25 protein-coding genes and 2 pseudogenes are annotated in these 23,635 nt (G+C 69.7%); 14 read left to right on the forward strand and 13 right to left on the reverse strand.

Annotated features, from left to right (window positions below):
* The 3 genes from CA984_RS20880 to CA984_RS20890 all read left to right on the forward strand — a co-directional run.
* Window positions 1–522, forward strand: a 522-nt coding sequence (locus CA984_RS20880; protein ID WP_108724602.1) for an urease accessory protein UreF, incomplete at its 5' end; no start/stop codon positions are given.
* Window positions 523–554: 32 nt separating this feature from the next.
* Window positions 555–1,256, forward strand: coding sequence for an urease accessory protein UreG (ureG, locus tag CA984_RS20885; RefSeq protein ID WP_086574917.1), 702 nt, complete (start codon window positions 555–557; stop codon window positions 1,254–1,256).
* Window positions 1,253–2,176, forward strand: a complete 924-nt coding sequence (locus CA984_RS20890) for an urease accessory protein UreD (RefSeq protein ID WP_086574919.1) — start codon at window positions 1,253–1,255, stop codon at window positions 2,174–2,176. Before ureG ends, CA984_RS20890 begins: the two co-directional genes overlap by 4 nt.
* 289 nt (window positions 2,177–2,465) lie before the next feature.
* Here the strand turns inward: CA984_RS20890 and CA984_RS20895 are convergent, their stop codons facing one another.
* Window positions 2,466–2,876, reverse strand: a complete 411-nt coding sequence (locus CA984_RS20895) for a helix-turn-helix transcriptional regulator (RefSeq protein ID WP_108724603.1) — start codon at window positions 2,874–2,876, stop codon at window positions 2,466–2,468.
* A 185-nt stretch (window positions 2,877–3,061) separates the two neighbouring features.
* On the opposite strand from CA984_RS20895, the gene CA984_RS20900 reads away from it, so the two are divergent.
* Window positions 3,062–3,544: an STAS domain-containing protein gene (locus CA984_RS20900; RefSeq protein WP_165781345.1), complete on the forward strand. Its 483-nt coding sequence runs from the start codon at window positions 3,062–3,064 to the stop codon at window positions 3,542–3,544.
* A gap of 82 nt (window positions 3,545–3,626) precedes the next feature.
* Window positions 3,627–4,001 (forward strand): annotated as a pseudogene (locus CA984_RS20905) (Tn3 family transposase); the annotation flags it as partial.
* Here CA984_RS20905 and CA984_RS20910 read toward each other — a convergent pair.
* Window positions 3,994–4,596 carry a TetR/AcrR family transcriptional regulator gene (locus tag CA984_RS20910; protein ID WP_086574923.1) on the reverse strand — a complete coding sequence of 201 codons (603 nt, stop codon included), beginning with the start codon at window positions 4,594–4,596 and terminating at the stop codon, window positions 3,994–3,996. The pseudogene CA984_RS20905 and the gene CA984_RS20910 sit on opposite strands and share 8 nt — an antisense overlap.
* An 81-nt stretch (window positions 4,597–4,677) precedes the next feature.
* On the opposite strand from CA984_RS20910, the gene CA984_RS20915 reads away from it, so the two are divergent.
* On the forward strand, window positions 4,678–5,676 hold the full coding sequence (locus CA984_RS20915) for an SDR family NAD(P)-dependent oxidoreductase (RefSeq protein ID WP_086574966.1): 999 nt from the start codon (window positions 4,678–4,680) through the stop codon (window positions 5,674–5,676).
* A gap of 309 nt (window positions 5,677–5,985) precedes the next feature.
* Here CA984_RS20915 and CA984_RS20920 read toward each other — a convergent pair whose 3' ends face one another.
* The 3 genes from CA984_RS20920 to CA984_RS20930 all read right to left on the reverse strand — a co-directional run bounded on the left by CA984_RS20920 (window position 5,986) and on the right by CA984_RS20930 (window position 8,077).
* On the reverse strand, window positions 5,986–6,726 hold the full coding sequence (locus CA984_RS20920) for an ABC transporter permease (protein WP_086574924.1): 741 nt from the start codon (window positions 6,724–6,726) through the stop codon (window positions 5,986–5,988).
* Complete coding sequence (locus CA984_RS20925) at window positions 6,719–7,600, reverse strand: ABC transporter ATP-binding protein (RefSeq protein WP_086574926.1); 882 nt, start codon at window positions 7,598–7,600, stop codon at window positions 6,719–6,721. The genes CA984_RS20920 and CA984_RS20925 overlap by 8 nt, the downstream gene beginning before the upstream one ends.
* 99 nt (window positions 7,601–7,699) lie before the next feature.
* On the reverse strand, window positions 7,700–8,077 hold the full coding sequence (locus CA984_RS20930; protein WP_086574928.1) for a DUF6069 family protein: 378 nt from the start codon (window positions 8,075–8,077) through the stop codon (window positions 7,700–7,702).
* 131 nt (window positions 8,078–8,208) lie between these two features.
* Here CA984_RS20930 and CA984_RS20935 point away from each other — a divergent pair, with 131 nt between their 5' ends.
* The 4 genes and pseudogenes from CA984_RS20935 to CA984_RS20950 form a co-directional block, all read left to right on the forward strand.
* Complete coding sequence (locus CA984_RS20935) at window positions 8,209–9,339, forward strand: sensor histidine kinase (protein WP_242676076.1); 1,131 nt, start codon at window positions 8,209–8,211, stop codon at window positions 9,337–9,339.
* Window positions 9,327–9,980, forward strand: a complete 654-nt coding sequence (locus CA984_RS20940) for a response regulator transcription factor (RefSeq protein WP_086574930.1) — start codon at window positions 9,327–9,329, stop codon at window positions 9,978–9,980. The genes CA984_RS20935 and CA984_RS20940 overlap by 13 nt, the downstream gene beginning before the upstream one ends.
* A gap of 154 nt (window positions 9,981–10,134) precedes the next feature.
* Complete coding sequence (locus tag CA984_RS20945) at window positions 10,135–11,022, forward strand: hypothetical protein (protein ID WP_086574933.1); 888 nt, start codon at window positions 10,135–10,137, stop codon at window positions 11,020–11,022.
* A 27-nt stretch (window positions 11,023–11,049) separates the two neighbouring features.
* Window positions 11,050–11,382 (forward strand): annotated as a pseudogene (locus tag CA984_RS20950) (Tn3 family transposase); the annotation flags it as partial.
* Between the two features lie 111 nt (window positions 11,383–11,493).
* Here the strand turns inward: CA984_RS20950 and CA984_RS20955 are convergent.
* From CA984_RS20955 to CA984_RS20970, 4 genes are all read right to left on the reverse strand, one after another.
* Window positions 11,494–11,871: a GntR family transcriptional regulator gene (locus tag CA984_RS20955; protein ID WP_086574935.1), complete on the reverse strand. Its 378-nt coding sequence runs from the start codon at window positions 11,869–11,871 to the stop codon at window positions 11,494–11,496.
* Window positions 11,868–12,680, reverse strand: coding sequence for a hypothetical protein (locus CA984_RS20960; RefSeq protein WP_086574937.1), 813 nt, complete (start codon window positions 12,678–12,680; stop codon window positions 11,868–11,870). Before CA984_RS20960 ends, CA984_RS20955 begins: the two co-directional genes overlap by 4 nt.
* Before the next feature lie 156 nt (window positions 12,681–12,836).
* Window positions 12,837–13,046: a hypothetical protein gene (locus tag CA984_RS20965; RefSeq protein WP_086574939.1), complete on the reverse strand. Its 210-nt coding sequence runs from the start codon at window positions 13,044–13,046 to the stop codon at window positions 12,837–12,839.
* Window positions 13,047–13,313: 267 nt separating this feature from the next.
* A complete protein-coding gene (locus CA984_RS20970) occupies window positions 13,314–13,916 on the reverse strand; it encodes a TetR/AcrR family transcriptional regulator (protein ID WP_207620961.1) in 603 nt (200 codons plus the stop codon).
* Window positions 13,917–14,351: 435 nt separating this feature from the next.
* Here CA984_RS20970 and CA984_RS20975 point away from each other — a divergent pair, with 435 nt between their 5' ends.
* Together CA984_RS20975 and CA984_RS20980 are read left to right on the forward strand one after the other, a co-directional pair.
* Window positions 14,352–15,821, forward strand: a complete 1,470-nt coding sequence (locus tag CA984_RS20975; RefSeq protein ID WP_086574943.1) for an alpha/beta hydrolase family protein — start codon at window positions 14,352–14,354, stop codon at window positions 15,819–15,821.
* Window positions 15,822–15,879: 58 nt separating this feature from the next.
* Window positions 15,880–16,404, forward strand: coding sequence for a nitroreductase/quinone reductase family protein (locus CA984_RS20980; RefSeq protein WP_207620962.1), 525 nt, complete (start codon window positions 15,880–15,882; stop codon window positions 16,402–16,404).
* A 359-nt stretch (window positions 16,405–16,763) separates the two neighbouring features.
* On the opposite strand, the gene CA984_RS46335 is transcribed toward CA984_RS20980, so the two are convergent.
* The 4 genes from CA984_RS46335 to CA984_RS21000 form a co-directional block, all read right to left on the reverse strand.
* Complete coding sequence (locus CA984_RS46335) at window positions 16,764–16,922, reverse strand: hypothetical protein (protein ID WP_165781344.1); 159 nt, start codon at window positions 16,920–16,922, stop codon at window positions 16,764–16,766.
* An 849-nt stretch (window positions 16,923–17,771) separates the two neighbouring features.
* On the reverse strand, window positions 17,772–18,215 hold the full coding sequence (locus CA984_RS20990; RefSeq protein ID WP_133061727.1) for a hypothetical protein: 444 nt from the start codon (window positions 18,213–18,215) through the stop codon (window positions 17,772–17,774).
* 1,506 nt (window positions 18,216–19,721) lie between these two features.
* Complete coding sequence (locus CA984_RS20995) at window positions 19,722–20,855, reverse strand: winged helix DNA-binding domain-containing protein (RefSeq protein ID WP_086574949.1); 1,134 nt, start codon at window positions 20,853–20,855, stop codon at window positions 19,722–19,724.
* A gap of 73 nt (window positions 20,856–20,928) precedes the next feature.
* Window positions 20,929–21,657 (reverse strand): hypothetical protein, encoded by a 729-nt coding sequence (locus CA984_RS21000; RefSeq protein ID WP_207620963.1) that lies wholly within the window; start codon window positions 21,655–21,657, stop codon window positions 20,929–20,931.
* 62 nt (window positions 21,658–21,719) lie between these two features.
* Here CA984_RS21000 and CA984_RS21005 point away from each other — a divergent pair, with 62 nt between their 5' ends.
* Window positions 21,720–22,706 (forward strand): helix-turn-helix transcriptional regulator, encoded by a 987-nt coding sequence (locus CA984_RS21005; RefSeq protein WP_086574950.1) that lies wholly within the window; start codon window positions 21,720–21,722, stop codon window positions 22,704–22,706.
* A gap of 294 nt (window positions 22,707–23,000) precedes the next feature.
* Complete coding sequence (locus tag CA984_RS47265; protein ID WP_242676077.1) at window positions 23,001–23,315, forward strand: DUF4158 domain-containing protein; 315 nt, start codon at window positions 23,001–23,003, stop codon at window positions 23,313–23,315.
* Window positions 23,316–23,635: the final 320 nt, after the last annotated feature.

Consider the following 23,635-nt stretch of genomic DNA (forward strand, 5'->3'; position numbering starts at 1 on the left):
GGCCTGGTCGCGGCGGGTCTGGCCGCGGCGGCCGCCGCCGGCTACGACCCGCTCCTGCTGGAGGAGGCCGCCGACGCCCGCACCCCGGCCCCTGCCCTGCGGCAGGCCGCGCGCAGGCTCGGTCGGCAGCTGCTGCGGACCGCCCGCGCCACCTGGCCCTCAGCCGAACTCGACGCCCTGGCCGCGACCCGGCCTCACGGCGCGCACCAGAGCGTCGTCCTCGGCCTGGCCGCCCGCTCCGCAGGACTGACCCCGCTGGACGCCGCCTACGCGGCGGTCTACGAGAGCGTCAGCGGCCCGGCCACCGCCACCGTCCGCCTGCTCAGCCTGGACCCCTTCGACGCCACCGCCATCCTGGCCCGTCTGGCCGCCGACCTCGACCACGTCGCCGAGCAGGCCGCCGACGCCGCGGAACGCGTCCACACCGACGGCGTCGCGGCGTTGCCCGCCGTCTCGGCGCCGATGCTCGACATCGCCGCCGAACAGCACGCCGCCCGCCCAATGCGGCTGTTCGCCTCCTGACCCAACATCTGCCCTCTATCCACGGGAGCGCCATGCATCTCCACCACAGCCACGACGTGCCCGAGGGCCGCTCTTACGGCCCCGGCGGTTCCCGCTCCCCGCGCCCTGACGGCCGCCGCCGCGCCCTGCGCATCGGATTGGGCGGGCCGGTCGGCACCGGCAAGACCGCCACCGTCGCCGCCCTGTGCCGCGCGCTGCGCGATGAGTTGTCCATCGCCGTGGTCACCAACGACATCTACACCCGCGAGGACGCCGAGTTCCTGCTCCGTCAGGCCGTGCTGCCCGCCGAGCGCATCAGGGCGGTCGAGACGGGCGCCTGCCCGCACACCGCCATCCGCGACGACATCTCCGCCAACCTCGAAGCCGTCGAAGACCTGGAGGACCAGCTCGGACCGCTCGATGTGATCCTCATCGAGTCAGGCGGCGACAACCTCACAGCGACCTTCTCCAAAGGCCTGGTCGACGCCCAGATATTCGTCATCGACGTCGCCGGCGGCGACGACATCCCCCGCAAGGGCGGCCCCGGCGTCACCACCTCCGACCTGCTCGTCATCAACAAGACCGACCTGGCCCCGCACGTCGGAGCCGACCTGGAGGCCATGGCCCGCGACGCCAAGGCCCAGCGCGGCGACCTGCCCGTCGCCTTCACCGCCCTGAAAACCGAAGGCGGCGTCACGCCCGTGTCGGACTGGCTCCGCGAGCGCCTGGCCGCCTGGACCTCAGCGCCCGCATGACCCTCGCCACCCAGGCCCCATCGGCCGAGCTCGCCACCCCGAGCGTGCACGCCACCGCCCGCATCAAGGCGACCTGTGCGGGACAGGCCACCGCGCTTCCCGTCCTGCACGGATCCGGCCCCTTCGACCTGCGTCGCACCCGCCCGCACGGCAACCAGGCGCGGGTGTGCGTCATCGGCGCGATGAACGCCCCCCTCGGCGGCGACCGGCTGCGCATCGAGGCCATCGCCGAACCCGGCGCCCACCTGCACATCACCACCGCCGCCGCCACCATCGCCCTGCGCGGCCCCACCACCGACCACGCCACCTACGACGTGCACCTGAGCGTGGCGGACCAGGCAACCCTGCACTGGCTGCCCCAACCGCTGATCTCCGCCGCCGGCAGCAACCTCCGCCAGACCTGCACCGTCGAGCTGACCCCTACCGCGCGCCTTGTCCTGCGCGAGGAACAAGTGCTCGGCCGCGCAGGCGAAGCGCCGGGCCGGCTGGCCACCCGCCTCACCGTCCGCCGTGACGGGCACCTCCTGCTGGACCAGGAAACCGTCTACGGGGCGGATGCGCCCGGCTGGGACGGCCCGGCCATCCTGGCCGGCCATCGCGCCGTCGGCCAGCTCCTCGTCGTCGACCCGGACTTCGACCGGCAGCCGCCCCCCGTGCGGCTGCTCGGCGACGACCCGGCGCGTGGGCAGGCGGCGCTGACTCCGCTCGCCGGCCCCGCCGTCCTGGTCACGGCCCTCGCCCCGGACACGCTGCATCTGAGCCGCCTCCTCGACACGGCCCATACGGTAATACTGGGCCGTCACGGCTTTGTCGAGGCTGCTCCCACCCTCACCGGCAATCCCCGGCCACGGCTGCCTCCAGCTTCGTCCCGCCGCTACGACGGCGGAGAGATGGACGGTCTTCCCTCTCCACCCGGATGAAACGGCGCCTCGTGGCGCACTGCCCCTGGCGACAAAGTCCAGAAAGTCCCGCGCGTAGGGCACCTGTAAGGCCTCAGCTGATGCGGCGAAGGCCTGAGACCCACCAGCTGCATGACAGGTCGAGACGGTCGGTTCTTCTCATCCGATGTGGCGGATTCCCGCAAGATATGTGTCCGAAGGACTGCGACTRTGACGACCATGCCCCCTGGACCGATGCCGGCCTGACCGTGTCATGGAGCAACAGCCCTTGCCGGTCAGCTTGGGCAGCAGCACCCGGGGCCAACGCGCATCAGAAAGGTCCGTGAGAAGTAGCAGCGCTTGGTCGATGCTCAGGGGAGTCGATCGGGGCCGTCGAGGCAGAGGCGTGGCGGGCGGCGGGGGTCTCGTCGTCGGACAGGTCGTGCTGGGTGAAGATGTCGATCAGCAGCCGGATGGGCAGGTTGGCCTCGGTCGGATAGCGGAAGCTGCGTTCGAGGTTGAGGGTGTAGTGGTTGCGGCGGCCGATTTTGTCGCGACTCAGGTAGCCCTCCTGATGCAGGTCGGACACGATGCCCTGCACGGCGCGTTCGGTGATGCCGATCCGGGTGGCGATGTCGCGCAGGCGTGCCTGCGGATCGCGGGCGATCTCCAGCAGCACCCGGGCATGGTGGGTCAGAAACGTCCAGGTGGAGGTGGGCTCACCAGAGCTGCTCATGGCCATGTCGCATCTTTCGGGGCCGATCGGTCTGGCCTGTTGGTAACGAGGACGGAATGTGTCTACCATAAGAACTCACCGGAAGCTTCTTTCCGGTATGTGTCTTCTCGAAACAGGGTGCGGGTGAGATGATCCCAGTCAACCGGTCTCCCTCCCCGAGCGGGGGTCCATATGCCTGCCTCCCTGCACCGGTGCGCCTGCGCACTTCTCCAGGGCGCCGCTGGTCCCGTCCCGTCCTCGCCCGCAGCGTCGTGACCATCCGGCGCGACGATCCCTCCGGCGTCCCCGAACCCGAGGGCGCCGTGCTCCACGGGGTCATCGACGCGCTCCTCTATGCCGATCACCAGCTGCGCCTGACCTACCGCCCCGAGCCTGGCGCGACCCTCGTCCGGCTGATCGGTGAGATCGACGCCACCAACCGCACCGCGCTGGCCGAGACGCTCGCCCGCGCCGGGCACGGCGACGACCGTCTCCTGATCGACATCGGGCACCTGCGGTTCATCGACGTCGGCGGAATGCGCCTGCTGGCGAAGCTGTGTCAGGCGGGTGCAGCCTGTGTGGTCAACGTGCCGCCCTCCGTGCGTCGCCTGGCGGAGCTGCTGGACCTACCACTGCGCGACGGCGCCCTGGACGGCGGCGCAGAGCGCGATCCCTGCCCGTCGCGACAGGGATAGGCCGACAACTCGACCTCGGTCTTTTGCGGCTTCGGTTACCGCCGGACCAGCTCGCCACATCGGATGAGCGCCGACGATCCTTCGCCACCGGCCCGCCCGCACGATCCGCCACGGGAACGGCGGGAAGATCCGCCAGGCCTACCGAGAAGGGCGGGAAGACCGGCTCGCCGCCCTCGGCCTGGTCGTGAACGCCGTGGTGCTGGGGAATTCGACGTACCTGTCGGCGATCGTCGACCACCTGCGCGCCCAGGGCTGGAAGTCCGCATCCGAGGGCGCCTCGATCACCGATGAGGACGTGGCCCGGCTCTTCCCGCTCGGCCATGCCCCTCTCCACTGCCTGGGCCGCTATGCCGTCACCGCCTCCGACTGCGGCCGCTGCGCTCACCCGCCGACGGCCACGACGACGGAGAGGAGGACTGACCGGGCCGATCCGGCTGGGACGGACGCGGTCAGGTGACGGATTGCGCCACCAGGGCCATGGCCTGCCGCATGGCGTTCCGTACCTCGTCGGGTCCGTCGCCGCGCTGCAGCGCGGTCAGTGCGGACGCGCTCACCGCGCCCACCATCGCGCCGACAAGGGCGGAGGCGGTGATCGTGTCGAGTCTGTCGGGGAATGCCCGTTGCAGCGCCTGGGCCAGTTCGGCCTGTGTGGCGAGGTATCGCTGCAGCAGCCGGGCCTGCAGCGCCGGCACCGAGGCCGTCAGCCGTGCCCGAAGCGTCGCGAGCCCGCTGGGGAGGTCGCTGTCCCAGGTGTTGGCGATCATCTGGTCCATCGCCCGCACCAGCACCTCGGGCAGCCGTTCCCCGGCGCGGCGCTCGGCGATCACCTGCAGCGCCAGATCGACGCGCACGTCGGCATTGGCCAAGAGCACGTCCTCCTTGGCCTGGAAGTGGAGGAAGAAGGTGCGGGGGGACACCTCCGCGGCGTCGGCGATCTCGCCCACGGTCACGTGGTCGTAGCCCCTGTCCTCGAACAGCCGAACCGCCGCCTCGATCAGTGCCTGCCGGGTGCGCTGCTTCTTGCGCTCCCGCAGTCCGTGTTTCTCCGCCATGTGAGGCAGCTTATTGCATCCTCCGAATTGATGCATACTATGAATCACTACAGAGACTGCAGTCATTGAGAGGTGGCCATCATGGGAAGTCTGGACGGACGCGTCGTCATCATCACCGGAGCAGGACGCGGCATCGGGCGGGAGGAGGCGTTGTTCTTCGCCGCCGAAGGCGCCAAGGTCGTCGTCAACGACCCCGGCGTCGCCGTCGACGGCACGGGCGGCGACGCCGGTGTGGCCGCGAAGGTCGTCGAGGAGATCACTGCCCGCGGCGGGCAGGCCGTGGCCAACACCGACAGCGTCGCCGACTGGGACGGCGCCCGTCGCATGGTGGAGACAGCCCTGGAGTCCTTCGGCGACCTGCACGTAGTGGTCAACAACGCGACCATCGAACGGAACATGGGCCTGACCGACCTGTCGGAGGAGGACTTCGACGACGTCGTGGCCGTCAAGCTGAAGGGCACTTTCGCGGTGACGCACTGGGCGGCCCGCCACTGGCGCGACCGCTATCAGGCAGGGGCCCACGCCGACCGCGCCGTCGTCAACACTTCCTCCGGCTCCGGGCTGCTCAACCCGCTGCCCGCCCAGGTCTCCTACGCGGCGGGCAATGCCGGGGTCGCGGCGCTGACCATCGTGGCCGCCCTCGAGCTGGGCCGGTACGGCGTGCGGGTCAACTGCATCTCGCCCTCGATGGCCCGTACCCGCCTCACTCTCGCCGTTCCCGGCATGAGCCAGGAATCACCGGTGGGCCGGTTCGACCCGCTGCACCCGGCCGCGTGCGCGCCTGTCGCCGCCTACCTGGCCGGCGCGGCCTGCCCGCTCACAGGCCAGGTGCTGTCGGTGCGGGGCGGAACGGTCGCGGTCAACCAGGGCTGGTCCCTCGCCGGTCACGTCCACAAGGACGGGCTGTGGAGCGTTGCGGAACTGGCCGAGAAGGTGAAGGAGCTGTCGATGGACGACCCGTTCGACAAGCTCGCCCAGGCCTTGACCGGCGCACTCGGCGCCGTCGGACGCGCCGAGCTCCAGGAGATGATCAACGCCCTGCTGGACCAGGGAGGCCGGTCCAACGCGGCTTCCGCATGACGCGATGGCACAACGGTCCGGACCGCGTGCTCAGGCCCGCGGTCCGGGCACGGGTGCCGCTCGAGCTCATCGGCGTCGGACCCGGCGATGATTTCCGGCTTGCTCACCCCGGAATCGTCTTACAGACATCTCACAAAGCACTCTGATCCCCGGTTCATGTGAGAACGGGTTCCGAGATGAAATCGGGCCTCCGTCGTTCCCTGCCAACGTCGTGTCGATCTTGATCTCAGAACGGATCGTTTCTGAGAACCCATCCCGTGACCCGCACGCGCCAACCGTTCCCGCCGTACATGGCTGCCGAGAAGCGGATCAGGAGAAGCGGCGGCCCTCGTCCCGGCGGTACGCCCAGGTGGCGGCGGCCGCGGCGAGGATGGTCCAGACGGCGAAGGCGGCCAGGGAGACGGGGGAGGGGGTGCGGCCCGCCACCGCGGCCCACATGAGTTCGATCGCACCCCGGCTGGGCACGAACGACGCCAGGGACTGCAGGAAACCCGGCATGACCTCCAGCGGCACCAGCAGCCCGCCCAGCGCGGCGATCGGGAAGTACGCCACCTGCGACACCGCGATCGCCGCCTTGGGCGACGCCGCGTACCCGATGAACAAACCCATCAGCATGAACGGCACAGAGCCCACCAGCAGCGCGCCGATGCCCAGCGCCAGGCGGAGCGGGGAGATGGCCGCGGCGGTGAGGAAGGCCGAGATGAGCAGGACCGGCACCACCGACAGCAGCATGCCGGCCATCGTGGTCAGGATGCGGCCCGCGAAGCGGGGCAACGGGCCTGCGGGCAGCGTGCGCAGGTAGGGGTCCCAGGGCTGTTCGCGGTCCTGTGCCACGCTGATGCTCAGCCCGATCAGCGCCGCCGACATGGCGCCGAACAGCATCATCCCGGCCGTCGCCGATGTGGCGCTCGCCGGGTCGGCGCCGGCGAAGGGCACTACGAACGCCAGCATCGCGGCCGCGGGGAAGAACGCGCTCGCCACCAGCGCGATCGGGACGCGCAACTGCTCCAGGAACTGGTAGCGGGTGTGGATGAGGATGAGATCAGACACGAGTCTCCTCCTTGGAGGTGATGGTGATGAAGGCCTCTTCCAGCGAGGCCGGCCGCACCTCCAGGTCGGCGAAGGCCGTCCCGGCGTGTACCAGCTCGGTGACCAGCCGGTCGGAGTCGGCGGTGAGCAGGTGCACCCGGCCGTTCTCGACCGAGCTCCGCAGGATCCCGGGTAGTTCAGGTGCAACCGGCGCCGCGAAGGAGACCCGGCGCACGCCCACCACGTCGCGCACGGCCCGCACGGTGTCGTCAGCCAGCACCCGGCCCCGGCCGATCACCACCACCCGCTGCGCCAGCGCCTCGATCTCCTCCAGGTAGTGGCTGGTCAGCACCACTGTGCCGCCGTCGGCGTGGAAGCTTCTGATCCCCTCCCACAAGGTTCGCCTGGCCTCCACGTCAAGGCCGGTGGTGGGCTCGTCCAGGAACACCAGCCGCGGCCGGCCCGCGAATGCCAGTGCCACCGCCAGACGCCGCCGTTGCCCGCCGGACAGCCCCCCGACCTGCCGCCTGACCAGGTCACCGAGGCCGAACCTGGCCAGCAGCTCCGCCTTACCGTAGCGCTCGGGGAAGTGCGCGGAGACGAAGTCGACGATCTCGCCGACACGCAGCGACTCCGGCAACCCGGTCTCCTGGGGGGTCACGCCGATGCCCCGCCGTACGGCAGGGTCGGAAGGCGAGCCGCCGAACAACTCCACCGTGCCCGACGTCGGCCGGCGCAGCCCGACCAAGAGGCTGATGAGGGTGGACTTGCCGGCGCCGTTCGGACCGAGCAGCCCGACCAGCTCGCCCGCCCTGATGTCGAGCGAGACGCGGTCGAGCGCGAGCACGTCACCGTAGCGGCGGGTGGCCTCGATCGCTCTGGCGAGGACGGTCATGTCATGTCTCCTGTGCAGTGTCAGCGTTGTCCAGCGGGGTGCGCATGGTCGTGGGCGGGCCGCCCGCGCCTGATCGGCGGGTGACGGGCCCGGACGGGTTCATCGCCGCGTCAGCCCCAGGACGAGCACGGCGCCGACGACCAGGTGCATCAGGATCAGCACCAGCGTCGCAGGTATGCCGACGGCACTGCCGAGCGGCCCGAGCAGGGACAGGACGAGTACGGCCAGGGCGACGATCGTCCAGATCCGTCCGGGCCGGGACGCGAACCGCTCCAAGACGGTCAGCAGCGCCCAGCCCGCCAGCCCGACCAGCAGGCTCACCACCAGGACCGATCCCGGTTCGACCGGCTGCGTGCCAGCGCCCATGCGCACGGTCAGAGTGGTTCCGGCGACCGGCACGGCCAGGGCCCAAACGGCCAGGGCGGCCGCGGGGGCGCCGGCGACGGTGAGGAGGATTCGCTTGGCTGAGGTGTTCATGCCGGTCAGCTTCGCCCGGTCGCCCGATCCGCCACATCGGGCGCGTGGTCGCTCTGTGTTCTCCCCCGGTGGGGTACGGGTCCTCCTTTGGTAGGTGATGGCGCCTGCGGACCGGCGATTACGCTGACCCGGTGAACAAGACCCGACCTCCGCACCCGATCGCGGTGGCGACAGTGGTCCTCGGGATGGGCGGCCTGAGCGCCCTGACGCTGTGGAGCCTGGCCGACGGGCCCACGTGGGGACTGGACGTCGTCGTCACGACGGTGAGTCTGGTAGCGGCGCTCGCCCAGCTGTGGTGGCCGACCTCAGGAGCACTGGCCGCCACCCTCCTGGCCGCCATCTCCCCCGTGGCCACTCCGGCGGCGACGATGGGGGCGCTGCAGGTGGCCCAGCGCAGGCGCTTTCCCGTCGCGGCGGCGGTGGCGGCCGCAGGCGTCGCGGCGCACGTGGTCCAGGGGCTGTGGCGGCCGAACTCCGGCATCTCCCAGCAATGGTGGTTACTGCTGATCTGCGTCTCCTACGGCGCGCTGCTCGGCTGGGGCGCGCTGGCTCGTTCCCGCCGCGCCCTGCTCTTCTCCCTGCACGAGCGTGCCGACCGCGCCGAGGCCGAGCAGGGCAGGCGGGTCGCCGAGGCCCGCATGGCCGAACGCCGCCGACTCGCCAGGGAGATGCACGACGTGCTGGCCCACCGCCTGTCCCTGGTGGCCACCCACGCCGGGGCACTGGAATACCGCCCGGACTCCTCCCCCGAGCAAGTCACCCGGGCCGCCGGGGTGGTCCGCGCCGGGGTCCATCAGGCACTGGAGGAGCTCCGCCAGGTGATCAACCTGCTGCATGAGCAGGACGACCAGGTGGACGAGCTGGAACCCCAGCCGGCGCTGGCCGACCTGCCCGGTCTGATCGCCGACGCGCGGGAGGCCGGCCAGGAGGTGCGGCTCCGCGAGGAGGTCACCGACGACGGCGCCTTGCCACAGGCCGCGTCCCGGACCGCCTACCGCGTCGTCCAGGAGGGGCTTACCAACGCCCGCAAACACGCCCCTGGCCGGCCGGTGGACGTGCTGCTGCGCGGCGCTCCCGGCACGCCCTTGCTGATCGACATCCGCAACCCGCTGGCCCCGGCGGGCACCGCCCCACTCGCGCCCGGCAGCGGCCTCGGCCTGGTCGGGCTCACCGAGCGGGTACGGCTGGCCAGCGGGCAACTGGATCACCGCAACGCTGAAGGAGAGTTCCGGCTCCAGGCCCGGCTACCATGGCCCGCGTGATCCGCGTGTTACTGGTCGACGACGATGCCCTGGTCCGCGCAGGGTTGTCCATGATGCTGGACGGCGCTGCCGGCATCACGGTCGTCGGCGAGGCGGCCGACGGCCAGGAGGCGATCACGGCCACCGACGCCCACGCCCCTGACGTCGTCCTGATGGACCTGCGGATGCCGCGGGTGGACGGCATCACCGCCACCCGCCAGCTGCGCGCCCGTGCCCGCCCGCCTGAGGTGATCGTGCTGACCACATTCGACACCGACGAGAACGTCCTGCACGCCCTCCGCGCGGGCGCCGCCGGGTTCCTACTGAAGGACACCCCGCCGCCGCGGATCGTGGAGGCGGTCACCCGGGTCGCCGCGGGCGATCCGATCCTGTCCCCGCGCATCACCCGGCGGTTGATGGAGCGCACCGTCGCGCAGGCCGGCGCCTATGAGCGAGCCCGTGCCGCGCTGGCCGCCCTCACCCCTCGCGAGCACGAGGTGGTCCTGGCGATCGCGCGCGGCCAGACGAACGCCGACATCGCCGCGGGCCTGGCCATGGGCATCACGACCGTGAAGGCGCACGTCTCCAGCATCCTCACCAAGCTCGGCATGGACAACCGCACCCAGATCGCGATCCTCGCCCACGACGCGGGTCTGACCTGAGTATCCGCCGTATTCCGGTTGCATCCCCACGATGCGCTCCGGGGTCTCCGCCGGATTATGGGAGCCGATCACTCACAGCTACCTTGCCCCTGGTGACGCCGGCCCGGGTGGAGGGCCTTCCGGCTTACTCGGTCTGCCCCCTTATGATCACCAGGTGGCTCTACCGAGGACTGCACCGATCGTCCTGCTGCTCGCCCTGACGGCCGGCTGCGGAGGCGGTGATGCGGTCACGGCGCGAACGCCCGCCGAGGCGGTGACTCAGCGGATGAAGGGCTCGGCCGGTGTGAAGGTCGCCACACTCGTCCGCCTGGACTACGGCGAGAAAGCGTTCACCCCTCCAGCGGAGGACGACTTCATCGTGCCGGTCAACATCGGCGAATACAGCGAGAGCCGTACCACCGGAGTCCTCGGCGCGACCGCCTCCGACCTGACCGCGACCTACTACCGGACCAATGTCCCCGATGAGCTGAAAAGCGTTGTCCCGACCGACCTGTCCTTCATGACGACCAGGACGATCACGATCGCAGGCTCCGGCACCTACGAATACCGGGCTGACCGGCAGGACGTTCCCGCGGGCAAGTCCTGGCGTCACAGCCGCAGCTCCGAGTGCGAGCAGTTGTCGCGCGCCATCGGCTCGCTCGGCGTACGCAACCTCGTCTCACCCGAGGTGCTGCGAAAACTGGCGGCCCCGGCTCCCTCCTCGGGGGAGGCCATCGACGGAGTCGCCACCGTCGTGCACGCCGGGAGCAGCTCGCTGGGGGAGTTCGGCGACGCAACTCTGCACGGCGACCCCGTGATCGTCGCCCAGTTGCGCGAATGGCACGACTTGCCACAGGTCTCCTGGCAGTTGTGGGTCGGACCGGACCGGCTTCCCCGTCGGGTGCACCTCACCTCGACCTATCCCATGGCCGAGGACAAGCAGTACAAGACCGCCGTGATCGAGGTCGACTTCACCGGCTGGGGCAGCGATGTGCTCATCGACCCCCCACCATCGGACCAGGTGCACGAGACCGGGACTTGTCTGGCCCCGGAGCCATACTGAGCCATTGGAGCTCCGCCTCGGCAGCGGTATCTGCACTGCCGGGCACGGGAGATCACCGACACCCTCGTCGACCTGCTGATCGCCACGGTGCACCGGATCAACGCCCGCGCGGACACGAAGGTGACCGGCGACTTCGTGGCGGAGCTGAAGCGGGTGTCGGGCAAGGAGAACATCCTGTTCAAGATGACCGAGGCCGCGCTGGAGTCGCCGGAGTCGCGGGTGGAGGACGTCATCTATCCGGCGGTGCCGGGCGGCTGCAAGACGCTGGTGCAGCTGCTGCACGAGTACAAGGCGAAGGGCACCTCCTACCGGCAGCACAAGCAGCGGGTGTTCAAGGCCTCCTGCACCGACCACTACCGACCGGCCTGATCCCGATGAACGGCCAGTGGCGTTAGCAGGCCAGCGCGGCGGACTCGCCGCCATCCGCCGTTCCGACCCCGGACTCCCGTGATCCCCGCAGCCGGATCGCGGTCATGACGAGGCCGGTGCCGCCGCACCGGACGTCAGAGCCGCCTGCACGATGCGGAGCGCTTCGGCCGCGTCGAGGCCGACGCTGGCGATCACGGCGGCGTAGTCGGCGGCGGCCCGGCGGGCCCGCTCCCGGCCTTCCTCGCCGGCGGCCGACACGAACGAGCCCGCCCGCCCGCGCGTCTCGATCAGCCCCGCCTCCTCCAGCTCCCGGTAGGCCCGGCCGACCGTGTTGACGGCCAGGCCGAGGTCGGCCGCCAGATGGCGGATGGTCGGCAGCCGGGCGCCCACGGCCAGCGTGCGGTCCTGGATCTGCCGGGCGAGCTGGGCCCGCAGCTGCTCGAACGGCGGTACCGGCGAGGCCGCATCGATGATGATCATCGGACGCTCATGGCCCGCTGGGCCACCGTCGCGCACGACGGCGTCCTGGCATGGAGCGCGACGCACGCGGCCAGGCTCAGGACGATGTAGGCGACCGCGGCGGCATTCCACCAGCCGGGCGCGGTGCCGAACAGCACCACCGGCAGCGACCACTGCACGTTCGGTGTGGTGAGCTCGCGGGCGTCTTCGACGCGCATGATGACGTCGGCGGTCAGCGACTCCTTGTCCTCCGCCACGACCGGGAACCTGAGCAGGTGGCGCAGCTGCATGGCGGTGATGGCCGTCGCGCCGAGCAGGCCGATCAGCACGACGACGGCCAACTGCCGAACGGTGGGGTCGGGAACGGCCAGGGCGCTTGCGGCCAGCACCATCGCGCCGGCGGACGTGGCGACCGCGAAAACGGCGTACGGCCGGCCGAGCACGGTCCGCCCGCCGGGCTGGATCGGATGGGCGGCCCGGCGCGACAGCGTCGCGCCCGCCCGCTGGTCGACGCGTCGCACCCACCGGTTGAGCAGGGACTGTGCCAGCAGCAGCCCGGCCACCGACGCGGTCAGGGCCAGCAGCGGTAGCGGGCGATGCGGCTGGAGGCCGCTGAAAGCGGAAGTGGCGGCGAGGGCGCTCACGATGATCAGCGCGGCCAGGATGACGTAAGTGGCCAGGCGGGCGCGTCTGCGGACCGCCAGCCGGCTGGCGAGCAGCGGGGTCGGGTGGGTGTCGGCCAGGTCGTGGTGGGTCAGCCACTCGCCCGCCATGCGCAGATCGGTCGTGCGCGTCGGCGGGTCGGTGTCCGGTAGCGGTTCGCGGGTCATGGCGCCCCCTTTGTCGCAAGCTTTGTAGCAATACGATGCGTCATTGGTTGCGACAAAGTCAACGTCCGGGATTCTCGTCGTCCCGATGATGCAAGCCCCGGCTCAGCAGTGGCCGTCGCCCAGGCGTGCGCGAACACTCACAGAGCGTGAAGGCGATTACTCTCGGCCACTTTGCGGCTCGCCGTAGCTTTGGGAGTGCTGGGCCTGGTAGGTGGGGTCGTAGAACCATTCCTTCTCGCGGTCGGTCAGGCAGGTGGCGAGGATGTCGCGGGCGATCTTCGAGGCCGGCTTGCCGAACTCCTTCATCAGCGGCGGCTCCTCGGCGCCGAGCTTTTCCACATGGAGCTTGCCGCCGGTGAACTGCACCGCGCTGTCAGCTCCCAGACCGTTCAGGGGGTGGCACCGGAATACGGCAGATTCGGGCCGCCGCCTGTTTTGAGCTGGGGCTTTGTAGAGCCTCCGGCCAGGCGTCCAGAAATGTACACGTTCTCGGACGACAGGCTCACCTGCACGAATGCCGTCCGAAAACCTACGTCCAAGAAGTTTCTGCCGCCCGACGGCCCATGCCGGCCGTATTCCGGTGGCACCCCAAGCGTGCCGGCACTGAAACCGATCGGCTGAACCGGCTTGCGGTCACCGGGAGGAGTTCGAGTCCGCGGGCGGGCGGGCGAGGACCGCCGAACCCTGCTGGACGTAGTCCGGCAGGGGGCGCACCCGGCCGTCGAGGTGCCACTGTTCCAGGGCCCCGAAGTAGACGCCGAACAGGTAGGCGCGGACGGTGACGCGTGCCTGAGTCGGGGTGACGCCCTTGGATCGCAGCGCGGCCACCAGGCGCTCAGCGAGATCGTCCAGGGCGGTGTACACGGCTTCGCGGACCGCCGGCTCCTCCAGCACGTAACGCATGCCGCGCCAGGGGGTGTGCGCCGCCACCTCACCCGACGGCGCCGCGGCCGCGTAAACGCTCGCGACGATCCGCTGAAGCGTGCCTGGAAGATCGTCCAGGTCGAGCTGCTCTGCCAGCAGGTCCTGGCCGACGGCGGCATGGGTGTCGGTGGCGAACAGGCCTTCCTTGGTGCCGAAGTAACGGTAGAAGGTGCGCGGCGACACCCCGGCGGCCGCGGCCACCTGCTCGACGGTGACCGCGCTGTAGCCGTGCTCGTCGAACAGGTCCATCGCCGTTTCGATGATGTGGTGCATCGCGGCCAGCCGGTTGCGCTGGCGAAGGGTCAAAGGCACCGCCCGAGCCTACCGGTATATGACCCAGACCCGCTATATGGCAGTAGGTGTCATATTGACATTGCATGACAGCAGTTGCAGGATGAATCCCCGTCACCGCCGGGCAGCGGGCCGGCGTCCCCGTGCCAGTCCCGGTGAGCGAACGGCGCCCGTCCGGCGCCGGCGCTCGGTCATCTCCCCGCGCAGCGACATCCGATCTCCAACGTATGAACACGGTGGCCCGCCCCCATCCCGGCGCGGACCCCTTCCAAGAAATCAAGGATGACAATGCCCGCTCACGCCCTCGCAGGGCACCTGTCCTCGCCACCGCCCCGCTGGCCCTCGTCTATGCCTGGCGAGACGCATCACACCATGTGGCAGGGCTGAACCGGTGATCGACGTCCGCATCGCCCTTCGCCGCATCGCAGGGCGGGCCAGGTGAGAGTCCTGGAAACGGTGCTGCTGGTCGCCGACCTGCTGGCCTTCCTGGCCCTGGTGATCCCGATGCCGCGCGCGCTGCGCGGGCTCCGGCAGGCCGTGCCCGCCGCGCCTGCGGCGGCGGTGGCGCAGGCGCTGCTGGAGGGTCCGCGCTGGCAGTTGATCCCCGCTTACGCGCTGGCGGCGGCCGTCACCGCGGCATGGTTGCGCGGTGTCCTCGCACCGGCGCGCCGGCCGGTCCGGCGCACACGGCTTCGGCGGTTGGCCGCCGCCGTCACCGCGGCGCTGGGCGCGATGGGGCCGGCCGCCTCGACGGCGCTGCTGATCCTGCTGCCCGTGTTCTCCTTCGCGCCATCCACCGGCCCGCACCGGATCGGCACCGTGACCTACCACTGGAGCGATGGCGGGCGTCCTGAGATCTTCGCCGCGGATCCGCGTGCCCGCCGCGAGCTGATGGTGCAGATCTGGTATCCCGCCACTGGCGCACCGTCTGCTCCCCGCGCCGCCTATGTGCAAGACGACGACGTCTTCGTGGCCATGGCGCGCCTGGCCGGGGCGCCGGACTTCACCTTCGGGCATCTGCGTCACGTGACGACGAACGCCGCCGCCTCCGCACCCGTGGCCGCACAGCAGTCCCGCTATCCGGTGCTGATCTTCCTGGAGGGAGCAATGGGCTTTCGCCAGATGAACACCTTCCAGGTCGAGCAGCTGGTCTCCCACGGCTACATTGTCGCGGCCATCGATCATCCCTACGCCGCCGCCTCGGTGCGCTTTCCCGACGGACGCCACATCGCCGGACTGCCGGCAGGCCGGCTCAGGGCTCTGATCGACCGGAGCCTCGACCCGGCCGGCGAGGTCCCGGCGCTCAACGGCCGCGCGCTCGACGACGGCCTCGTTCCCTACCTCGCGCGTGACGTCAGCTTTACCCTGGACCGGCTGGCCGCCCTGGATCGGGCGGATCCGGCCGGCGTCCTGACCGGGCGGCTGGACCTGCGTGGCATCGGCGCCTTCGGCGTCTCACTGGGCGGCATCGTCACCGGTGAGGCGTGCCGGGTAGAACCGCGCCTGCGCGCCTGCCTGATGATGGACACCCGCATGACCCCAGGCGTGGTGCGGGAGGGCCTGGACCGGCCGAGCATGTGGATCACTCGCGACGCCGCCACCATGCACCGCGAGGGCTGGGCCGCCGACGACATCGACCAGCATCAAAGCAGCATGCGGGCGGTCTTCGACAAACGGCCCGCGGACGGCTACCTCGTGCGCGTACCCGGCACGTTCCACGCCGATTTCACCGACATCTCCTCCTGGTCGCCACTGCTGTCCCGCTTCGGGATCACCGGCTCGCTCCCCGCGCAACGAGCGCACACCATCATCAACGCCTACAGCCTGGCCTTCTTCGACCGGCATCTGAAAGACCTCCCGACCCCCCTGCTGGACGGCCCTGCACCGACCTATCCGGACGTACTACTCGAAACACGCCGACCCTGAGCGCCTCACGTCTCGCGAGGACATGCGCGAGAACGCACCCGATGACAGGAGAAGAACGATGGCAACCAAGCCGGACCACCCGGAATCGGGCATCCTCGGCCGACTGTACGCGCTCAAACGGTGGATGTACCGTGGCGATCGCCCCGGGCTGCTGGCACGGGCGCTGAACCGCCTGGCCGCACTGCAGTACTCGACCGGACTGCTCGCATCCCACCAGGCGGCCACGCTCGAGGTACGCGGACGCTCCAGCGGCCGCACGATCACCGTCCCGGTGGTGGTGGCCGACCACGAAGGCCAGGAATACCTCGTGTCCATGCTCGGCAACAACGCCAACTGGGTCCGCAATGTCCGCGCCGCCGACGGCCAGGCGGTCCTGCGCCGAGGCCGACGCCAACCGATCCTGCTCCAAGAGGTCGCCCCCGGCGCGCGCGCCCCGATCCTGCGCCGCTACCTGGCGCTGGCGCCCGGCGCCCGCCCGCACCTGCCAGTCACCCGCGACTCCCCGCTGGAAGCCTTCGCAGCGATCGCCGAAGCACATCCCGTCTTCTGGATCAGCTCACCACACACGGCCGGACACACCTGACCCGCCCGCCGACCGCCCGCGATTCGTCACCGTCCTGAACAAGTGGCGTCGTCAGCGAGCGCGCACGGTCAGGAGGATTCGACTCAGCGCCCTCAACTCAAGAACTGTTGTCTACCCCAGTACCTGGAACCGCATTTGTGCAGGTCGACCACCTGGCATCAGCTGAGGTGCCGATTCGGTCTCACGCACCGAACGACAGTCCGCCGCCGGCACCCTGACTCCCGGCCCGTTATCCGACCTGCGGATTACCGGTCGCCGGTCGCCGGACTCGTCATGCCGCCGCGGGCCGCAGGGGTGCCACTCCGGTGACCTCGCGTAATCAACTGTCGCCTATTCGGCTGTGGTTGAGCTCGTGGTCGTCACGGGGAGCGGTCGTCGCCTGGAGGGTAGCGGTTCCAGGGGCTGCCGGCGGCAGTAGCGATGCGGCTGGTCTGCTGGTCGGTGTAGCCGAGCATCCGGGCGATGACCGGTGCCGGTGCCTGAAGAACCAGGTGCCGCAGTGCGGCGGCGTCTGGCATCCGGCCCGAAAAGGTCGTTATCCGCATCGAAGACAGCGGCGACGGCTTCGAGGGCCTGCCGCGCAACTCCGAGCTCGGAGACGACCACGTCCAGGTCGACGACATGGTCACCATGAAGATCGCCTAGGTAGACATCAGGAGGCGCAGGATCGAACTCACCCGTAGGCGCTGAAAGGCCGCGATGCACCGGCACCGACCCGGTTGCCGCGCCGAGATCGACACCCGCCGCAGCGTCCGTCAACTCCCGATCAGACCGGATGGTCCCGGGGCACAGGTAGGGTCGGCGGGTTTTCGGCCGAGACCGCGGACACCCTCTGACGCGCCGCCTGGCGGACGTCGGCCGGGCCCGGCCTGGACCATCTCCACGATCTCGCCGACTCGGAAGGTGCGCGGGTTGCCTCCGGGGGAGTGGAGCGGACCTCGCGCAACACGCGGAGCCGGGCCCGCCGTAACCAGGACCGTTCCGGGAGGTGGTCACGTCGCGCCCGCCGGTACCCGACGCCGATCCCGATGCCGGCGAACAGGCCGGACCCCACGGTCACCTCGCGGGCGTTGAGGGCTTGGACGGGGTGCGGTCGGTCGGGCCGCCCCGGACTGAGACGTCCGGGGCGGCCCGACCGACCGCACCCGTCTTACCGGGAGCCTCATCTCACCTCCACCCGGTCTCCTGCGCCTATGCCCACCAGCGCTGCCAGGTTGGAAAGGGCTCATCGGCGAAGAACGACTCGGCCAGGGCACTGTCCGCGCTGGATCCAACCGCTCTCATCGACCGACGCGCCTCGACCGCGGCGCAGGCCTGAACGAAGGTGGCAGGCGCAGAGCGGGGGTACGTGCACGCCGGAAAGCTGCTCAGCAGTACTTGATGCCGCGGTAGGAACCATCGTTCCAGCTCAGTAGGGCCTTTTCGCCGTGACTCAGGTACGCGCACGCCGGGTCGGGCCCGCTCTTCACGTCGATTGTGAATCCCCTGCCGAATTCCCAGCCGCAATAGATGATGATCGCCCATCCGGAGTTGCCCTGGCTTGCCCTGGCTATCAGGCCCACATTGGCGTAGCCGAGGTCGGAGCACTCGTCCATGGCCGATGCGGAACTGGCCGATGCGGGACTCGCCCCGGCGATTCCGGCTACGGCCGTGGCGGTGGTGAGCGCAAAGCTCAGAGCGGCGATTTTGGCTTTGATGGTTGTCATGTCCATCCTTTCGATTCGTGAACAGCCCACCTTGGTGGGAGTTGTCAGGACCGCCTTGATCTGCGAGTTGCGGCGGAAACTGTTGAGGTGGTCGGCTACGCGCACGGGTGGCGGTCTACTCGTAGCGGGCGATCGGCATGCCGGGCGGCCGTTGATGGGCGCCCGGTAATGGGGTCGGTCATCGTCTGGTTGATTTCGGCCCGTCGCAGAGCTCACCGCGATGGATTCTGGATGACGAGCGGCCAGGCGAACTGGATATTGCTGGAGACAGTCGGTGCAGGAAAACCGGTTCGTCGGCGGGGATTGACATCCCCGCCGATGTGGTCACGGGGATCGGGGATCCTGTGACAAGGCACTATCGGCAGTGGGCGCGCTGCGATCTACGTTCTACGTTCTGGCCTGTGATGAGCGTCGAGCTCACTTGAGTGAGCCTTCATTGTCCTGGCCGGGATTCTTGGGAACCGACGGGCTGGTTGTCGCTTGGCGGACTCCTGGACCGTTGTGGATCGAGCCGTTTCTCGGATGGACGACTTGGTCGCGGACAGGGAGTGTGTATCGATAAACAGGCTCGGCTTGGACAAGCTTCACCGAGTGATTGATTTGTGTCAAGGGTCGATTCCGGAATCCTGCTGTTACGCTTGGTAAACGGCGCCGGCGATCCGGTCGGTACGGCGAAGCCTTCAGGAGGGCCGGCCGATCTGCCTGAGGTTTGGATTCCGCTACTGGAATTGAACTTATGAGGCCACAGCCGTTCGCAATTCTTGGCATGTCAGCTGGATGAAGAGAATTCAGGGGAAGCCCTGGACCGTTGGATCCGAATTCGACCCGGCTCGGTGGACCGCTGATCTCTGGGAACCCCTGGAGTCGTCCGGGGCCGGCTCAGGCGGCGACCACTGCTCCGAAAAGACCGACTACTACGCCCACCGGATCGGCCTGGAACGCAAAACACGCAGCCACCGCGCGCCGATCATGCCCTTATGGAAACGCTCCCGGAAATGAGACGGCGTAGTCGGGGTCTCGGCAGCGACGAAGAGATTTCCAACGAAGCAGCGCCTGACCTGCGGCAACTGAGTGTCCTGCGGATGAGGTCTTGGTTCGATTGCGGTGGTGGGCCACGGACTCAGTGCTCACGTCCGTGTCTTGGCCGGGTCCTGTTCGTCGTGGTCGCGCAGCATGCGCAAGGCGGTGGCGGGTGAGGGGCGCCGGTCCTTTCTTCTTGCCTTGGGTGATGACGAGGCGGGCGGCGATCTCGCGGAGGCTGAGGTCTTGCTCGCGCAGGTGCAGGAGGGTCATGGAGAGCATGGCCGGGGCGGCGCAGGAGGACCTTGGGAAGTCGTGGGCCTCCACGCGGAGGAAGCCGCCGTCGTGCACCCCGATACCGTTTCCTGGGGGCGTTTCACCCGCCCAGGGGTTTGCACCGACCTATGAAACAGTGAACGCCCAGCATGCTCCCCGCCGGGGCGGCTGTTTCACAGGCGAACGCCTGTGAACAGCTCTCTGGTTCGAGGCCGGCCACCGAACCCCCCTTGCGATGTGTCCTGGACGCGGCGGAGCAAGAGCCATGGCAATGGGAGCGAGCTCCGCGGCAGCGTAGGCGCTACCGGCTACCGGCTACCGGCTACCGGGATTGCTGTGGTCGCGGTGACCTGGGGTGGTGAAGCGGATCTCGTGTGACGCTTCGGCAGCGAGGAAGTCCAGCAGGCCGCTGCCCTCGACGGTCAACGCGTCGCGGTCGGACGCGGACAGCGGTGCGAACGGGTGCACGGTCAGTGTCGCTGTGCCGTGTGCGGTGGCGAACGTCCAGGTCGCTGCCGTGAAGCCGTCGAGGAGCACCAGGCGAGGGACGGGGCCGTGCGGTTTGAAGTTCTGCCGGCGGAGGCCGTCGGTGATCACCCTGGAGCGGTCATGGTGTGACAGCAGCAGGTTGTCGAAGTCGTACAGGAACCGGACGGGCGCGCTGACCTGCGGATCAGGCCGGGGCGCGTCGGGGAGGTCGAACAGTTCCGCGCCGTTCTCGTCGCGGAACGTGACCAGGCGGGGCCGGAGCCGGTCGAGCACCTCCGCCAGCCGAGTCAGGCCGCACCAGGTCTGCGCGTCGCGTACGGTCGCCGGGCCGAACGCGGCCAGGTACCGCAGGACCATCCCGTCGATCGGCTGGTCGGTGCGGAGCGGTGCGCCTGCCCACGACTCGAGCGGTGCGTGGACGGGCCGGCCGCCGGCGCCCCACACCCCGCGTGGCGGGGTCTGCACGACCGGCAGGAGGTTGCGCACCGCGTAGGCGAGGCTGGCCGGGTTGCGGTCCGGCCACCGCTGAGCCAGCAGCTGAGCGAGCTCGCCCGGGGTGCGAGGCCGCTCGTTGAGCAGCTCCCGGCCCGCGGCCACCACCTCGCCGGTGTCCAGCCCCCGCATCGACCGGCCGTGCGTGTGGTTGGTGAACAGGTCACGGTCCAGCACCGGCTGCACGAGCGGGCGCAGCAAGAGCGCGTCGTCTGCGCTGACGAGATGGATTGTCGAGCGCATGAGAGCGATCCGCACGGCCCGCCGCCGGGTGAGCAGCGCCGCGACCTCCTCGGGCCGGCACTCGGTGAGCCGGCTCCACAGCCCCACATACCAGGTGTGCGGAGTCTGCGCCTGTAAGCCGACAAGGTGCTCGATGGCCTGCAGTGGGGTGAGGTCGGCGCGGCGCAGGAGCAACTGCCGGTCGAGGGTGGCGCGGTTGAGGGCGCGGCGGGTCAATGTCTGCATGGCGGTACTCCCGGAAGTTCAAACCAGGGGTACGCGCGGCGGTTGCTCGCCCCGCGCACCCGTTCGGCACGGTTTAGCGCAGCTGGCGGAAGAAGCCGCGGATGTCGTCGACCAGCAGGCCGGGCACGTCGTGCGCGACGAAGTGGCTGCCTGTGTCGTAGACGTTCCAGGACACGATGTTCTTGTGGTCGCGTTCGGCGAAGGGGCGGATCGACTGGAAGTCCCAGGCGAAGTTCGCCAGCCCGAGCGGCACGGTGGTGGGCTCGGCCGGCGTGCCGGTGGCGTGGAAGTCCTCGTAGTACAGGCGCGCGGCCGACGCGGCGGTGTTGGTGAGCCAGTAGATCATGGTGTTGGTCAGCACGTAGTCCGCATCGAGGTTCGAGCCGAGCAGCTGCACGTTCCAGCCCAGCTGCCCCACCGGCGAGTCCGCCAGCGCGTGAGCCAGCGTCTGCGGCGCGGTCGACTGCAGCTTGTCGTAGGCGCCGCTGTTGTCCGTCCACCACCGCAGGAACTGGACCTTCTTCTGGTCCTCCTCCGACAGACCGGCCAGCTCGGCCGGGTCGCCGGAGGGGAAGGAGAAGATCTGGGTGACGTGCACGCCGATCACGTGCTCGGGATCGCAGCGACCGACCTCTGGCGAGATCTCCGAGCCGCAGTCGTTGCCGTGCGCGCCGTAGCGCTCGTAACCGAGGCGGCGCATCAGCTCGGCCCACGCTCTGGCAATCCGGTACCGATCGTCCAGGTCAGCCTGTGGGATATCGATACGGAAATCACAGATCTCGGCTGTGTCGATCTCGGTCATGGCGTCGACTCTGCCGGACCATTAGGACGATAACGCTCCTAATGGTCCGGCATGCTTGACGAATGTTGGAAACCTCGGCCCGCCTCCTGCGGCTGCTCTCCCTCCTGCAGACCCCGCGCGAGTGGACCGGCGCCGAACTCGCCGAACGTCTCGGGGTGAGCGGGCGGACCGTACGGGCCGACGTAGAGCGTCTGCGCAACCTCGGCTACCCGGTGCTGGCCACCCGCGGCTCTGCGGGCGGCTATCGGCTCGGTGCCGGTGCCGTGCTGCCGCCGTTGCTGCTCGACGACGAGGAAGCGGTCGCCGTCACCGTCGGCCTGCGGACCTCGGCCGGCGGCGCCATCACGGGGATCGGGGAGGCGTCCCTGCGGGCGCTGGCGAAGCTGGAGCAGGTGCTGCCGTCCCGGTTGCGGCGCCGGGTCAGCACCCTGCAGGCCTACACGGTGCCGGTGCCCCGCGACGACGCCGGCCCCCGCGTCGATGCGGCGATCCTGACCACGTTGAGCGCGGTCTGCCGTGACCGGGAACGGCTCCGCTTCGACTACCACGACCACGCCGGCGCGGCCACCGTGCGCGCTGTCGAGCCGTACCGGCTCATCATCTGGGGCCGCCGCTGGTACCTGCTGGCCTGGGACGTCGAGCGGGACGACTGGCGGACCTTCCGCGTCGACCGGATCCGGCCCCGTACCCCGACCGGCCCCCGCTTCACCCCACGGGACCTGCCCGACGACGACGTCGCCGCCTACGTCTCCCGCCGGGTGTCCGCCGCCGCCTGGCGCTACCAGGCGCAGGTCATCGTGCACGCGCCGGCCGAAGTCATCGCCGATCGCATCGGGCCGGCGGCAGGAACAGTCGAACGCCTCGACGAGCGCACCTGCGTCCTGCACACCGGCGCGGACACCGTCGAGGCCCTCGGCGTCTACCTGGGCCTGCTCGGCGCGGACTTCGACGTCACCGGTCCGCCGGAGCTCCTCATGCACCTGCGCCGACTCGCCCATCGATACACCCGCGCGACCACCTCATCCGCACCCGACGATCCAGCCGGGTGAGCGTCCGTCGTCCGCATGACCACAACACCACCGGCCTCCCGGCTCGGCTCAAAGCCACCGGGAGACCGGCCACGAGTAACCAGGCGGGGCTGGCCGCCGGATGCGGGGTGCCGTCAAGAAACGTGCCACCAGCCGCCAACGGCAACGTTTTCGCAGGTCGGAAAGGGGTGCCTCCATAGAGGCATCGACCTGCGGGGCCCATCTCGGTATCTCCGATGCAAGCCGCTGACCTGTGTCTTCTCTCGCGTCTGCGGCTGGTGACACGTCTCTTGACGGCAGCCCTTGTTCGAGAAGATGTTCTCCGAGAAGCGGCTGGAGCAGCTGCGCTCGTCCCCGAAGATCGTCGGCGATGAGTTGATCGGGTATTTCACACCGGTGGCGGAGGATGTGGCCTTCGTCGATCCGGGGGAGGGGCGGGGGCCGGTAGACCGGCTGGGCATGCTGGTCCAGCTGTGCACCCTGCCCTGGCTCGGGTCCGTGCCCGACGACGTGACCGCGGCGGTGGCACGGGTGGCCGAGCGGCTGGGGGCGACCCCGGCGGCGCTCTGGACCGGGCCATGGAACATGAGTCGCCGACGCTGCTGTTCAACCCGGTCCGCGAGTATCTGACGGCGGCCAAGGTGATCTGCCAGGCGTGCTCATCCTGGCCAAGATGGTCGGTACGGCCCGCAAGGGTGTGCCGATCTGACCTCTCAGCTGGAACGCCGCGTAGCCATGAGTCAGTTACGGGATGCCTTGACTGCTGTGCTGATGATGGCCGGATGAGGCCATACGAGGGCGTTGTTTACGGCTGTCTGGTTCCGAGGCTGATGGGACGGGGCGGCGGAGCCGAGGATCTACCCTCTTGGCGGCCAGGTGGGAGGTCGGGTGCTCGGCGGTCCGGACCTGCGGCTCCGCGCCGAGACGGAGGAACTGCGCCATGGCGCTGC

It is taken from the genome of Streptosporangium minutum (assembly GCF_002149035.1).
GTDB classification, from domain to species: domain Bacteria; phylum Actinomycetota; class Actinomycetes; order Streptosporangiales; family Streptosporangiaceae; genus Streptosporangium; species Streptosporangium minutum.